General features: G+C 70.2%; 12 protein-coding genes and 2 pseudogenes. 10 read left to right on the top strand and 4 right to left on the bottom strand.

Translation table 11 applies throughout. From position 1 onward, the window contains the following. The first annotated feature begins 6 nt into the window (after positions 1-6). On the top strand, positions 7-606 hold the full coding sequence (locus tag KSF81_RS07870; protein WP_217378508.1) for a c-type cytochrome: 600 nt from the start codon (positions 7-9) through the stop codon (positions 604-606). Positions 607-627: 21 nt separating this feature from the next. Here the strand turns inward: KSF81_RS07870 and KSF81_RS07865 are convergent, their stop codons facing one another. After that, positions 628-1,305: a 2OG-Fe(II) oxygenase gene (locus tag KSF81_RS07865; RefSeq protein WP_217378507.1), complete on the bottom strand. Its 678-nt coding sequence runs from the start codon at positions 1,303-1,305 to the stop codon at positions 628-630. Positions 1,306-1,461: 156 nt separating this feature from the next. On the opposite strand from KSF81_RS07865, the gene zapE reads away from it, so the two are divergent. From zapE to KSF81_RS07820, 9 genes and pseudogenes are all read left to right on the top strand, one after another. Beyond that, the gene (gene zapE / locus KSF81_RS07860; RefSeq protein ID WP_217378506.1) at positions 1,462-2,637 is read left to right on the top strand and encodes a cell division protein ZapE; all 1,176 of its coding nucleotides are present in this window, start codon (positions 1,462-1,464) and stop codon (positions 2,635-2,637) included. Between the two features lie 39 nt (positions 2,638-2,676). Next, positions 2,677-3,177, top strand: a complete 501-nt coding sequence (locus KSF81_RS07855) for a hypothetical protein (RefSeq protein WP_217378505.1) — start codon at positions 2,677-2,679, stop codon at positions 3,175-3,177. Positions 3,178-3,286: 109 nt separating this feature from the next. Beyond that, on the top strand, positions 3,287-4,240 hold the full coding sequence (gene mdh / locus KSF81_RS07850) for a malate dehydrogenase (RefSeq protein ID WP_217378504.1): 954 nt from the start codon (positions 3,287-3,289) through the stop codon (positions 4,238-4,240). A gap of 73 nt (positions 4,241-4,313) precedes the next feature. Further along, on the top strand, positions 4,314-5,534 hold the full coding sequence (gene sucC / locus KSF81_RS07845; RefSeq protein WP_217378503.1) for an ADP-forming succinate--CoA ligase subunit beta: 1,221 nt from the start codon (positions 4,314-4,316) through the stop codon (positions 5,532-5,534). A gap of 3 nt (positions 5,535-5,537) precedes the next feature. Next, a complete protein-coding gene (gene sucD / locus KSF81_RS07840; RefSeq protein ID WP_217378502.1) occupies positions 5,538-6,422 on the top strand; it encodes a succinate--CoA ligase subunit alpha in 885 nt (294 codons plus the stop codon). A 166-nt stretch (positions 6,423-6,588) separates the two neighbouring features. After that, positions 6,589-9,451 (top strand): annotated as a pseudogene (locus KSF81_RS07835) (2-oxoglutarate dehydrogenase E1 component). A 32-nt stretch (positions 9,452-9,483) separates the two neighbouring features. Next, positions 9,484-10,738: pseudogene (odhB, locus tag KSF81_RS07830) on the top strand (2-oxoglutarate dehydrogenase complex dihydrolipoyllysine-residue succinyltransferase). A gap of 114 nt (positions 10,739-10,852) precedes the next feature. Then, positions 10,853-11,131, top strand: a complete 279-nt coding sequence (locus KSF81_RS07825) for a hypothetical protein (protein ID WP_217378501.1) — start codon at positions 10,853-10,855, stop codon at positions 11,129-11,131. 79 nt (positions 11,132-11,210) lie between these two features. After that, complete coding sequence (locus tag KSF81_RS07820) at positions 11,211-12,011, top strand: SDR family NAD(P)-dependent oxidoreductase (protein ID WP_217378500.1); 801 nt, start codon at positions 11,211-11,213, stop codon at positions 12,009-12,011. 142 nt (positions 12,012-12,153) lie between these two features. On the opposite strand, the gene KSF81_RS07815 is transcribed toward KSF81_RS07820, so the two are convergent. The 3 genes from KSF81_RS07815 to KSF81_RS07805 are packed head-to-tail and all read right to left on the bottom strand — an operon-like array spanning position 12,154 to position 13,633. Next, complete coding sequence (locus KSF81_RS07815; protein ID WP_217378499.1) at positions 12,154-12,957, bottom strand: EcsC family protein; 804 nt, start codon at positions 12,955-12,957, stop codon at positions 12,154-12,156. A gap of 56 nt (positions 12,958-13,013) precedes the next feature. Further along, positions 13,014-13,409 (bottom strand): type II toxin-antitoxin system death-on-curing family toxin, encoded by a 396-nt coding sequence (locus tag KSF81_RS07810; RefSeq protein ID WP_217378498.1) that lies wholly within the window; start codon positions 13,407-13,409, stop codon positions 13,014-13,016. Continuing rightward, entirely contained in the window at positions 13,406-13,633 is a 228-nt protein-coding gene (locus KSF81_RS07805) for an AbrB/MazE/SpoVT family DNA-binding domain-containing protein (protein WP_217378497.1), read from the bottom strand. Before KSF81_RS07805 ends, KSF81_RS07810 begins: the two co-directional genes overlap by 4 nt. Positions 13,634-13,698: the final 65 nt, after the last annotated feature.

Here is a 13,698-nt window from a genome sequence, read left to right as displayed (position 1 = left end):
CTGGGATTGAGGCCGGGGTTCCTGCTGTTGGCGGCGGCCCTGCTGGCCGCCGCCTTCCCCTTCGGCCCGGCCCGGGCCGCCGGCGATGCGGCACGCGGCCGGGCGCTGGCCGAGGAACACTCCTGCGGCGGCTGCCATGGGCCGCAGGGCGTCTCGGGCCAGCCCAATATCCCGAGCCTGGCCGGCCAGCCCGCCGATTTCATCACCCTGCAGATGATCCTGTTCCGCGAGGTGCTGCGCGATGCGCCGCCGATGCCCGACCTGGCCCAGGGGCTGAGCGACCAGCAGATCGAGGATCTCGCCGCCCATTACGCCGCCCTGCCCTCCGGCCCCGCCGAGGATCGCGGCCCGCGCGATGCCGGGCGGTTCCACGACGGCGCGCTGCTGGCGGAGCGGCTGCGCTGCGGCATCTGCCACCTGCCGGACTACCGCGGCCGGATGCAGATCCCGCGCCTGGCGGGGCAGCGCGAGGAATACCTGGCGGGGGCCATGGCGCAATACCGGGACGGCAGGCGCCATGGCAGCGACACCAACATGAATGCCGTGATGTATGGCGTGACCGATGCCGAGATCGCGGCGCTGGCGCATTACATGGCGCAGCAATAGCCGGGGCGGCAGCCTCGGACCCTAGCGATGGAACAGCCCCTTCAGCCACCAGGCCAGGCGGCCGCGGCTCCGCTTGCGTTCCACATCCCTCGCGTCCCGCAGCCAGGCGACCTGCACCACCCGCCGCTCGCCGGTGAAGGGCGTGTGGCCGTGCCAGGAATGGCCGGACCGCAGGAAGGCGAAGACATTCCCCTCCGCCGGGCTGATCTCCGCCAGGGGCTCGTCCAGGGACTCCCGCCGCAGCACGCGGATATGGCCCTCCGGCGAGGTCCAGTCCTGATGCAGGTAGAGCAGCAGCGTGGCCACCTTGCTGGCGCTGTCGGTATGCGGCCGTCCCTCATGCGCGGCCGAGGTGAAGCGCACCGTGACCAGCCGCGGCAGGGCGGTGAAGTCCAGGCCGAATTTCTCCCGCATCGCCCGGTCCAGCGCGCCGGCCTCGATCTGCGCCAGCAGCGCGGCGAATTCGCCCTGCGGCGTGAAGGTCTCCACCGGGTGGTAGCCGGGGCGCATCAGGCGCGGAAAATCCCGCCGGAGCGCCGGCAGCGTCTCCGGCCTGATGCAGCCGGAGGCGGCGATCCAGGGATAGGGGTCGTGCCGCACCGGCGCGGCCAGGAAGGGGGTGAGGTCGAGCGGCCCGGCAGCTTCCGCCAGGCCCGGGATGGGCGGGGCTTCGGCGCGCGGCAGGCTGGCACCGGACATCGGCGGCTCCCATGACAGGAGATCTGGCCTTGCACATGATAGGCCGCCGCGGCCGGTGCCGGCGTGACGTCTGCCTCCTCCGCGGTTCAGGTCCCGGTAACCCGTACCGCTGCCGGTTTACCGCGGCGAGGCGAAGGGCTATCCCGCCCCCCGGACATGCACGCACCGCTCGACACCCTTCCCGAAGCCGGCCGCGCCGCCCAGGGCCCGCTGCCCGCCTATCGCGCCCGGGTCGCCGCCGGCACGCTCCGGCCCGATCCGGCGCAGGAACTGGCGGCGGAGACGCTGCAGGACCTCTGGCGCCGGCTGCGCGGCTACGACCCCTCGCCCGAGGCGCCGGAGCAGGGCGGCTTCCTGGCCCGCTTCTTCCGCCGCAAGCCGGTCGATGAGGCGCCGGAGGGGACGCCGCAGGGCCTCTACCTCGTGGGCGAGGTTGGGCGCGGCAAATCCATGCTGATGGACCTGTTCTTCGCCTGCGCCGATGTGCCGCGGAAGCGCCGGATCCATTTCCACCAGTTCATGCAGCAATGCCACCAGCGCATCCATGCCTGGAAGCAGGCCAATCCCGGAGAGGCCGACCCGATCCCGCCACTGGCCGATTCCATCGCCGCCGAGGCGGCGCTGCTCTGCTTCGACGAATTCCAGGTGCATGACATCACCGATGCCATGATCCTCGGCCGGCTCTTCGAGGCGCTGTTTGCCCGCGGCGTGGTGGTGGTGGCGACCAGCAACACCGCCCCCGGCGACCTGTTCAAGGGCAAGCCCGGCCGCGACGCCTTCCTGCCCTTCATCGCGCTGATCCAGAAGCGGCTGAACGTGCTGCACCTGGAGGCCGCGCGCGACTACCGGCGGGACCGCATCCGCGGCCTGCCCACCTGGCACTGCCCGGCGGATGGGCGGGCGGAGCGGGCGCTCGACGCCGCCTTCCTGGAATTGACCGGGGAGATCAGGGGCAAGCCGGCACGGCTGGCGGTGCTGGGCCGCTGGGTGGAGGTGCCGGAGGCGGCGCGCGGCGTGGCGCGGGCGGAATTCGACGCGCTCTGCGGCCAGCCCCTCGGCCCAGCCGACTACCTGGCGCTGGCCACGCATTTCCACACCCTGGTGCTGGACGGCGTGCCGCGCCTCGGGCCGGAGAATTTCGACAAGGCGCGGCGCTTCATCACCCTGGTGGATGCGCTCTACGAGCATCGCTGCAAGCTGGTGGCCTCGGCCGCGGCGCCGCCGGATGCGCTGTATGAACAGGGCGAGAACGCCGCCATGTTCGAGCGGACCGCGAGCCGCCTCCTGGAAATGCAGAGCCAGGATTATCTCGCCCTCGCGCATTTGACGTAATATGTTGTAATAAGTCGAACACCTTCCAGAGAGATATTCATGCGCCGTCTGATGCTCGCCCTTCTCGGCCTGGTGCTGGCCGGCAGCCCCGCCTTGACCCCCGCCCAAGCCAGGACGCCTGGCGATCCGCCCGCGGCGCAGCGCGCCCCGGCGGCCCGCGTGGCACCAGCGAGCCGGGCGGCGCGGCCGACGGCCCCGGCCGCTGCCCGGCCCGCGATGCAGCAAGCGCGCCTGCCGGCGCGCGGCGGCCGGGCCGGGCAGCGGCGGCCGGTGGTGCAGCGCGCGGAGCCGATCCGGGGGCAGCTTGCCGTCTCGCGCGACTGGCGCACCGCCTCCGCCAGCACCGGTTTCGCGAGCCCCGATGCCGCCGGCAGCGGCTGCGGGCGCAGCCGGGGCATCGCCCGCTGCGGCGGCCAGATGATGTCCTGGACCCAGGGCCTGCCGCCGGCCGCCGGGGTGCAGGCCAATGCATGCCCAGCCGGCACCATGGCCACCCTGGCCCAGGGCCATGACGATATCGTCCGCTGCATGCCGCTCTGAGGCGGGCGGGTGGCCGCGCCTTGCCCCTCCTGCCCGGCGGGAGTAGGAAGCGCGCGCTGTTTTCATCAGGGGAGGCGGGCCGCCTCCCCTTAAACTGCAAGGACGCGACATGGCCCGCAACAAGATCGCGCTGATCGGCGCCGGCAATATCGGCGGCACGCTCGCCCATCTGATCGGCCTGAAGGAGCTGGGCGACGTCGTCCTCTTCGACGTCTTCGGCGGCGTCGCCGCGGGCAAGGCGCTCGATATCATGCAGTCCGGCCCGGTCGATGGCTTCGACAGCCTGATGACCGGCGGCTCCGACTATGCCGCCATCGCCGGCTCGGACGTGGTGATCGTCACCGCCGGCTTCCCGCGCACCCCGGGCATGAGCCGGGACGACCTGATCGGCAAGAATGCGGGCGTGATCGCCCAGGTGGCGGAGGGTATCAAGACCCACTGCCCGAATGCCTTCGTCATCGTCATCACCAACCCGCTCGATGCGATGGTCTGGGTGATGCAGCAGAAGTCCGGCCTGCCGCCGGAGCGCGTGGTCGGCATGGCCGGCGTGCTGGACAGCAGCCGCTTCCGCCTCTTCCTGGCGCAGGAGTTCAACGTCTCGGTCGAGGACGTGACCGCCTTCGTGCTCGGCGGTCATGGCGACACCATGGTGCCGCTGACCCGCTACTCCACCGTCGCCGGCATCCCGGTGCCCGACCTCATCAAGATGGGCTGGACCACCCAGGAGAAGATCGACGCGATCTGCAACCGCACCGCCAATGGCGGCGGCGAGATCGTGAAGCTGCTGGAGCGCGGCAGCGCCTTCTACGCCCCGGCCGCCTCCGCCATCGCCATGGCCGAGGCCTATCTGAAGGACAAGAAGCGGGTCCTGCCGGCCGCCGCCTGGCTGGATGGCCAGTATGGCATCAAGGGCCTCTATGTCGGCGTGCCGGTGGTGATCGGCGCCGGCGGCGTCGAGCGGATCGTCGAGATCAAGCTGAATGCCGAGGAGCAGGCCGCCTTCGACAAGTCCTGCGCCGCGGTGCAGGAGCTGATCACCGCCTCGAAGAAGCTGGTCGGCTGAGGCTTCCGGCCGCAGCCCATGCCTCCGCCCTCCCGCCGTGCGGGTCCGTCCCGCACCGCTCCAGGATGACCCCATGAACATCCACGAATACCAGGCGAAGGAGCTGCTGCGCCGCTACGGCGTCGCCGTGCTCGAGGGTGGCGTGGCCTGGGCGCCGGAGGAGGCCGCCGCGGCGGCGGCCAGGCTGCCCGGCCCGGTCTATGTGGTGAAGGCGCAGATCCATGCCGGCGGCCGCGGCGCCGGCCGCTTCAAGGACGACCCCCATGGCAAGGGCGGCGTCCGGGTGGTGAAAAGCCCGGCCGAGGTGCAGGCCGCCGCCGCCGCCATGCTCGGCCATACCCTCGTCACCAAGCAGACCGGCGAGGCCGGCAAGCTGGTCTCCCGCGTCTATGTCGAGGATGGCTGTGACATCAGGCGGGAGCTCTATCTCGGCCTGCTGGTGGACCGCGCCACCTCCCGCGTCACCGTCATGGCCTCGACCGAAGGCGGCATGGAGATCGAGGAGGTGGCGGAGCACCACCCCGAGAAGATCCTGAAGGTCGCGGTGGACCCGGCCTCCGGCATCTCCGGCTTCCATGCGCGGAAACTGGCCTTCGGCCTGGGGCTGGAAGGCAAGCAGGTCGCCAGCTTCGTGAAATTCGTCCTCGCCCTCTACGGGGCCTTCCAGGAACTGGATTGCGCCATCGTCGAGATCAACCCACTGGTCGTCACCGGTGCCGGTGAGATCGTGGCGCTGGATGCCAAGGTCTCCTTCGACGACAACGCGCTGTTCCGCCACAAGGACCTGGAAGCGCTGCGCGACGACAGCGAGATGGACCCGAAGGAGCTGGAGGCGGTCAGGAACGACCTGAACTACGTGGCGCTCGATGGCGAGATCGGCTGCATGGTGAACGGCGCCGGCCTGGCCATGGCCACCATGGACATCATCAAGCTCTACGGATCGTCCCCGGCCAATTTCCTCGATGTCGGCGGCACCGCCAATGCGGCGCGGGTGACCGAGGCCTTCCGCATCATCACCTCGGACGCCAACGTCAAGGCGATCCTGGTGAACATCTTCGGCGGCATCGCCAAATGCGACATGATCGCCGAGGGCATCGTCGCCGCCGCCAAGACCCTCACCCTCTCCGTGCCGCTGGTGGTGCGGCTGGAGGGGACGAATGTGGAGCTTGGCAAGAAGATCCTGGCCGAGAGCGGGCTCGCCATCATCCCCGCCGACAACCTGGCCGATGCCGCCGAGAAGGTGGTGCATGCGGTGAAGAACGGGGCCGCCGCCGGCGCGGCTAAGGGGGCCTGAGCCATGGCGATCCTGGTTGACGCCAATACCAAGGTCATGACCCAGGGCTTCACCGGCGCCCAGGGCACCTTCCATGCCGAGCAGGGCATCGCCTATGGCTCCAACTATGTGGGCGGGGTGACGCCGGGCAAGGGCGGGACCACCCATATCGGCCTGCCGGTCTTCGACACGGTGGCGGAATGCGTCGGCGCCACTGGTGCCGATGCCAGCGTGATCTACGTGCCGCCGCCCTTCGCGGCGGACGCCATCCTGGAGGCGATCGACGCGGAGCTTCCACTCATCATCTGCATCACCGAGGGCATTCCGGTGCTCGACATGGTGCGGGTGAAGCGGGCGCTCTCGGGCTCGAAGTCGCGGCTGATCGGGCCGAATTGCCCGGGCGTCATCACCCCGGATGCCTGCAAGATCGGCATCATGCCGGGGCATATCCACCGCCGCGGCTCGGTCGGCATCGTCTCGCGGTCCGGCACGCTGACCTATGAGGCGGTGGCGCAGACCACGGCCGCGGGGCTGGGCCAGAGCACCTGCGTCGGCATCGGCGGCGACCCGGTGAAGGGCACCGATTTCGTCGAGGTGCTGGAGATGTTCCTGGCCGATCCCGAGACGAAATCCATCGTCATGATCGGCGAGATCGGCGGCCAGTCCGAGATCGAGGCGGCGGAATTCCTGGCGCGCGAGAATCGCGGCCCGAAGGCCAAGCCCGTGGTCGGCTTCATCGCCGGCGCCACCGCGCCGCCCGGCCGGCGCATGGGCCATGCGGGCGCCGTCATCTCCGGCGGCCGGGACACCGCGGCGGCGAAGATGGAGGCGATGCGCGAGGCCGGCATCCATGTGGCGGAAAGCCCGGCGGCGCTGGGCTCGACCATGGTGAAGGCGCTGAAAGGCTAGGTTTTCGGCGGGGGCGCGGCAATTACTGCCGCAACCCTGCCGCAGACCCTATGTTAACCCGCACCGGGCTTCCATCTCTGGAATCCGGTGCGTCCTTGCGCGCCGCTCGCGCAACAAACCCAGTCGAACGACGCCGGCTGAGCCCAGGCCGGCACGGAGAAGACGAATGGCCGGAGTGGACATCCTCGCAACCGCCATGACGGGGGCGAACGCCGCCTTCCTCGCCGATCTCTACGCCCGCTGGGCGGAGCGGCCGGACAGCGTCGATCCCTCCTTCGCCGAGCTTTTCGCGGCGCTCGACGACGATGCCCGCGCGGTGCTGGGCGATGCCATGGGCGCCTCCTGGGCGCCGCGGCCGCGTGGCGGCTTCGCCCCCGTGCCGGAGGCCCCGGCCAAGGGCAAGGCGGCCGCGGCCGACCCGGAGGCGATCCGCCATGCCCAGCGCGACAGCATCCGCGCCCTGATGCTGATCCGCAGCTACCGGGTGCGCGGGCATCTGGAGGCGCAGCTCGACCCGCTCGGCCTGCAGCAGATCAAGCCGCATCCGGAGCTGGACCCGGAGAATTGGGGCTTCACCGAGGCCGATCTCGACCGGCCGATCTTCATCGCCGGCGTGCTGGGGCTGGAAACCGCCACGGTGCGCGAGATCATGGCGGTGCTGCGGGCCACCTATTGCGGCCCGATCGGCGTCGAGTTCATGCATATCCAGGATCCCGACCAGAAGTCCTGGATCCAGCACCGGATGGAAGGCGCCCCCCTGGACCAGCGCCTTCGACACCGCCGCCAAGCGCGTGATCCTGGAGCAATTGACCGAGGCCGAGGGCTTCGAGGCCTTCTGCGCGAAGAAATACGTCTCCACCAAGCGTTTCGGTTTGGAAGGCGGCGAGACCACCATCCCGGCGCTGGAGACGGTGATCGAGACCGCGGCCAAGGCGGGCGCGAACGAGATCGCCATCGGCATGGCGCATCGCGGCCGGCTGAACGTGCTGGTGAATGTGGTGAAGAAGCCCTTCACCCAGGTCTTCAGCGAGTTCAAGGGTGTCGGCGCCAACCCGGACGACGTGCAGGGCTCGGGCGACGTGAAATACCACCTCGGCACCAGCACGGATGTCGAGATCGCCGGGCGGATGGTGCATCTCTCGCTGCAACCCAACCCCTCCCACCTGGAGGCGGTGGACCCGGTGGTGGTGGGCAAGGTCCGCGCGCGCCAGGACATGGCGGGCGACACCAAGGGGCGGCACTCCGTCATGGGCGTGCTGCTGCATGGCGATGCCGCCTTCGCCGGCCAGGGCCTAGTCTATGAGACCATGGCGATGAGCCAGCTCATCGGCTACCGCACCGGCGGCACGGTGCATATCGTCACCAACAACCAGATCGGCTTCACCACCGTCCCGGCGCATGCCTATTCCGGCCTCTACTGCACCGACATCGCCAAATCGGTGCAGGCGCCGATCTGGCACGTGAACGGCGACAACCCGGAGGCGGTGGTCTTCGCCGCGCGCCTGGCCGCCGAGTTCCGCCAGGAATTCTCCACCGACGTGGTGCTCGACATCGTCTGCTACCGCCGCCACGGCCATAACGAGAGCGACGAGCCGGCCTTCACCCAGCCGATCATGTACAGCCGCATCCGGGAGATGAAGACCACCCGGACCCTCTATGTCGAGCGGCTGGCGGCCGAGGGCTCGGTGCCGGCCGAGGAATCGAAGGCGATCCTGGATGCCTTCAATCAGAAGATGGAGGAAGCCTACCAGGCCTCCCAGACCTTCAAGCCGAACAAGGCGGATTGGCTGGAAGGCCATTGGAGCGGGCTGAAATCCGCCGGCTCCGAGGATGACGTCGAGAAGCTGCACGACACCGCCGTCTCGCTGGAGGAGCTGCGCGAGGTGGGCGGCGCGCTGGCCCGGGCGCCGGAGGGCTTCGCCACCAATCCCAAGATCGTCCGCCAGCTCGAGGCCAAGCGTCAGGCGATCGCGAGCGGCGAGGGGATCGACTGGGCCACCGGCGAAGCGCTGGGCTTCGGCACCCTGCTGCTGGACGGGCACCGCGTGCGGCTCTCCGGCGAGGATGTGCAGCGCGGCACCTTCAGCCACCGCCATGCCGTGCTGATCGACCAGAACACCCAGGCGGAATACGTGCCGCTGAATAATATCCGCGAGGGCCAAGCGCGGTTCGAAGCCTTCAACTCCCTGCTCTCCGAAATAGGCGTGCTGGGCCTGGAATACGGCTATACGCTCGCGGACCCGAACACCCTGGTGCTGTGGGAGGCGCAGTTCGGCGATTTCGCCAATGGCGCTCAGGTCATCATCGACCAGTTCATCGCCTCGGGCGAGACCAAGTGGCTGCGGATGTCGGGCCTGGTGATGCTGCTGCCGCATGGCTATGAGGGCCAGGGGCCGGAGCATTCCTCGGCCCGGCTGGAGCGCTACCTGCAGCTTTGCGCCGAGCGCAACATGCGGGTCTGCAACCTCACCACCCCCGCCAACTACTTCCACGCGCTGCGCCGCCAGTTGAAGGCGAATTACCGCAAGCCGCTGGTGCTGATGACGCCGAAATCCCTGCTGCGGCACAAGCTGGCGGTCAGCAGCCTGGCGGAGTTCGGCCCCGGCAGCGCCTTCCGCTACGTGATCCCGGAGAGCGACGCCATCGCCCCGGAGGAGGCCGTGACGCGCGTCGTGCTCTGCACCGGCAAGGTCTATTACGACCTGCTGCAGGCCCGCCGCGACGAGGGCGTGCAGGATGTGGCGCTGATCCGCGTGGAACAGCTCTACCCCTTCCCTGCCAATAGCCTGGCGCGGGCACTGGCGCCCTACCGCAATGCCGAGGTGGTCTGGTGCCAGGAGGAGCCCGAGAACATGGGTGCCTGGACCCATATGGACCGGCGGGTCGAGGGCGTGCTGAAGACCCTCGATATCAAGGCGAAGCGGCCGGACTATGTGGGCCGCGAGGCGGCGGCGAGCCCGGCGACCGGCCTTGCCAAGGTTCATCAGCAGCAGCAGGAAACCCTGGTGCGTGAGGCGCTCGGTCTCTGACCCCGGCGATCCGCGAGAAGGCGAATAGGACGATGGCGACCGATATCCTGGTGCCCACCCTGGGCGAAAGCGTGAGCAGCGCCACCGTGGCGCGCTGGCTGAAGAAGGCCGGCGAGGCCGTGGCGGCGGATGAGCCGCTGGTGGAGCTCGAGACCGACAAAGTGACGGTGGAGGTGAATGCCCCCTCCGCCGGCGTGATCGAGAGCATCTCCGCCGATGAGGGCGCCGAGGTGGCGCCCGGCGCCCTGCTCGGCGTGATCGGCGCGGCCGCGGCCGGGACGGCCCAGAAGCCCGCTGCCAAGCCCGCCGCCGCGCCCCCGCCGCAGCCGGCCGCCGCGAAGCCTGCCGCCGGCCCGGCGCAGCCCCGGGTGGAGCCGCCGCGCGAGCCGCATGGGCCGGTCTCCGTCCCCGGCACCCATGCCCCCCCTCCCCGCCGCCGCCAGGCTGATGGCGGAGAACCAGGTGACCGCCGGGCAGATCGGCACCGGCACCGCCAAGGATGGCCGCATCAGCAAGGGCGACGTGCTGGACTTCCTGGCCCGCCCCGCACCCGCCGCCCCCGTGGCGAAGGCCCCGCGTGCCGCCGAGGCGGGCGAGGAGCGGGTGAAGATGACCCGGCTCCGCCGCACCATCGCGATCCGGCTGAAGGAGGCGCAGAACACCGCCGCCATGCTCACCACCTTCAACGAGGTGGACATGGGCGCGGCCATGGCGCTGCGCACCGAATACCGCGATGCCTTCGAGAAGAAGCACGGCGTCAGGCTCGGCTTCATGTCCTTCTTCGTGAAGGCCTGTGTCGCGGCGTTGCGCGAGTTCCCGGCGGTCAATGCCGAGATCGACGGCGACGAGGTGGTCTACAAGAACTTCGTCCATATGGGCATCGCGGTCGGCGGCCCGAACGGGCTGCTGGTGCCGGTGCTGCGCCATGCCGAGGCGATGGGCTTCGCCGAGATCGAGAAGGCCATCGGCTCCTTCGGCAAGCGCGCCCGCGACGGCCAGATCAAGCTGGAGGAACTCACCGGCGGCAGCTTCACCATCACCAATGGCGGCATCTACGGCTCGCTGATGTCGACGCCGATCCTGAACCCGCCGCAATCCGGCATCCTCGGCATGCACAAGATCCAGGACCGGGCGATGGTGGTGGGTGGCAAGATCGAGATCCGCCCGATGATGTACCTGGCGTTGAGCTACGACCACCGGATCGTGGACGGCAAGGAAGCCGTCAGCTTCCTGGTCCGGGTGAAGGAAGGCGTGGAGGACCCGCGCCGGCTGATGCTGGACATCTGAGTCGCCGGGCCTTCGATGGATCGGCCCGCTGCGTGGTGGGTCGATCCCGAAGCCTGACTTGCCGGCGGGTGCGTGCTACAATCGCGCTACCCTACGTTGCAGCGGAAGAAGTCCATGCGCTCCTATGACGGCCAGTTCTCCGATAACCGCCCGCTCAAGCGGACCCGCGAGGAGAAGGTGCGCCTGCTCGCCGAGCTGAAGGAGACGCTGCGCTCCCTCAAGCCGCATACCTCGGCCGATCTCCGCACCTCGATCAACGGCAAGATCAAGGAGCTGGAGGCGGAGCTGGCCGCCCCGCCGCCGCCGCCGCGCGAGCGCCGCGGCCCGCCGCAGGAGCAGTTCGGCACCGGCCCCCGCCCGCCCCGCCGCCCCCGCCCGCCGCGGGAATTCTGACCCGGGGCGGATACCCCCTGGCCAAGCCCGCCGCCGCCGCGCACCCTGGTGCCCGCGGCATCGGGAGGGAAGACGCGGCATGCGCCTGAAGGACAGGATCGCCATCATCATCGGCGCCGGGCAGGGCCCCGGCGAGGGGCTCGGCAATGGCCGCGCCACCGCGCTGCGCTTCGCGGAGGAAGGCGCGAAGCTGCTCTGCGTGGACCGCGACCTCGGCTCGGCCGGGCAGACGGCGGCGATGATCCGCGAGGCCGGCGGGGAAGCCGCCGCCTTCCAGGCGGATGTGACGCGGGAGGCCACGCTCGCCGCCACCATGCAGGAGGCGATGCGGCTCTGGGGCCGGATCGACGTGCTGCACTACAATGTGGGCGTGTCGCTGGCCGGCGGCGATGCCTCGCCCACCGAGATCACCGAGGAAGCCTTCGACCGCATCACCGCCCTCAACCTGCGCGGCTTCGTCATGGCCGTGAAGCACGCGCTGCCGGTCATGCGGCAGCAGCGTTCCGGCGTGGTCCTGTCCATCTCCTCGGCGGCGGCGGTGGAGAGCTACCCTTACGTCACCTACAAGGCCACCAAGGCAGCGATGATCGCCTATACCGAGCAGGTGGCGATCCAGAACGCCGAATACGGCATCCGCTGCAACACCATCCTGCCCGGGCTGATGGATACCCCCATGGCGGTGGATACCCGCGCCCGCACCACCGGGCGGAGCCGCGCCGAGGTGGCGGCGGAGCGCGACGCCAAGGTGCCGCTGCGCCGCAAGCAGGGCACCGCCTGGGACGTAGCCAATGCGGCGCTCTTCCTGGCCAGCGACGAGGCCGGCTTCATCACCGGCGTCGCCCTGCCGGTGGATGGCGGGCGGATCGTGCAGATCGGCTGAAGCCGGTGCCGCGGGCGGGGGCCGCCTTGTATCTGCGGCCCGATTCAGGCCTCCGGGCCCTGCGGCCCTCCGGTCATCGGGTCGTCTCTGCAGCCCGATTCAGGCCTCTGGGCCCTGCGGCCCTCCGGTCATCGGGCCGCCCTCAGCCCGGCTGCGGCCGCAGCGCCTCGTAGCTGGCGCGGACCAGCGCCGCGCCGTGCCGCCGCTCCAGCCGCCGCACCGTGAAATGCGCCACCGCGATGGTGCGGAAATGCTCCAGGAAGGCCAGGTTCACCGCCGCCCCCGCCGCGGCGCCCACCACCGGCGCCGCCTGGGCCGAGAGCTTCAGCGAGACCGGCCCGCCGAAGCGGGCGGCGATGGTGCCGATGAAGCCCGGCAGCAAATGGCCGAGGCTGCGGCCCACCGTGCCCTTCAGGGCTTCCGTCAGGGCCAGGCGCATGGCGAAATAGCCGGATTCGCTGGCATCGTCCGTGGGCTCGCGGCCGCCCAGGGCGAAGACCTTCAGGCATTCCGCGGCCGTCGCGGGGTCGGCCAGGTCCTCGCCCTGCTCGGCGGCGGCGGCGGCGATCTGGCGTAGCAGCAGGCTGGTGGAGACCGGCAATTCCAGCAGCGTCCCCGGCAGGCCGAAGGCGCCGCCGGCCATGCCCGAGGCCGCCAGCAGCCCGCGATGCAGCCAGGCCTGCGGCAGCGGCGTGGGGTTGCGGCCGGGCTCGCTGCGCAGCGCCGCGGCCAGGGCGGCCTCCAGGGCGCGGCGCACGGCATCCTCGATCAGGCGCTGCGCCGGGCCGGGCAGGCGGCGCTTCAGCGCCTCCACCGAACTGCCGACCAGGCTGGCGAGGCGCACCGGCAACGAGACGCCTTCCAGGATCGCGGTGGCGGCGGCAAGCTCCTCGCGGGCGTCGTGCGGCAGGCCGGCGGGCACGGGAAGCTGGGCGGGTTCGGTCATGCTCGGTCCTTCTGGGCGGTGCAGCGGCAACGCCGGAACCCGGCCGGATGTTCGATTCAGCCGCGCGGGCGCAGGTTGTCGCGCAGCCAGGCGGCGAAACCATCTTCGGGCAGGTCGCCGGCGGCGAGGTCGAGCATGGCAGCGGTCGCCACGGCTTGGTCGGCAGTCAGGTCGAACCCGTTCAGTTTCAGGAACACGCCGGCCGCGGCAAAGGCCGCCCGCTTGTTGCCATCCACGAAAGGGTGGTTGCGGGCGATGCCTGCCGCGTAGGAGGCAGCCAGCCGGCCGATATCGGTGACGCCCTCATAGGCGAAGAGGTTCAGCGGGCGGGCCAGCGCGCTTTCCAGCAAGCCCTCATCGCGGAGACCGGCCGCCCCGCCGAAAGCCGCGAGGCTTTCGGCGTGCAGGAACAGGAGGGCCTGCTTCGACAGCCACCTCGGCTCGGCGCTCATTTGGCCAGCGCGCGGAAGGTCTCCCGGTATTCCTTCATCAACTCGCGGCCGAGCCGAACCTGCTCCTCGACCTCCGGATCGAGGGTGGTCAGCAACAGGCTGCCATGCGGCTGCTCCACCACATGCAGGCTGTCACCCTCCGCCAGGTTCAGCCGGGCCAGCAATTCCTTCGGCAGCACCAGGCCCACCGAATTGCCTATTGCCCGCAGTTTCAAGGTCGCCATGGCCAGAGCCCTCCGTTTCCACGGGAGTTATAACGCCCTGGCCCCGGTCCCGTCCATACGGAAGT

It is taken from the genome of Siccirubricoccus sp. G192, assembly GCF_019084075.1.
In the GTDB taxonomy this organism is placed as follows: Bacteria; Pseudomonadota; Alphaproteobacteria; order Acetobacterales; family Acetobacteraceae; genus G192.
Note: the sequence above shows the minus strand (reverse complement) of the source record. Positions and strands in the feature narration are given on the sequence as shown.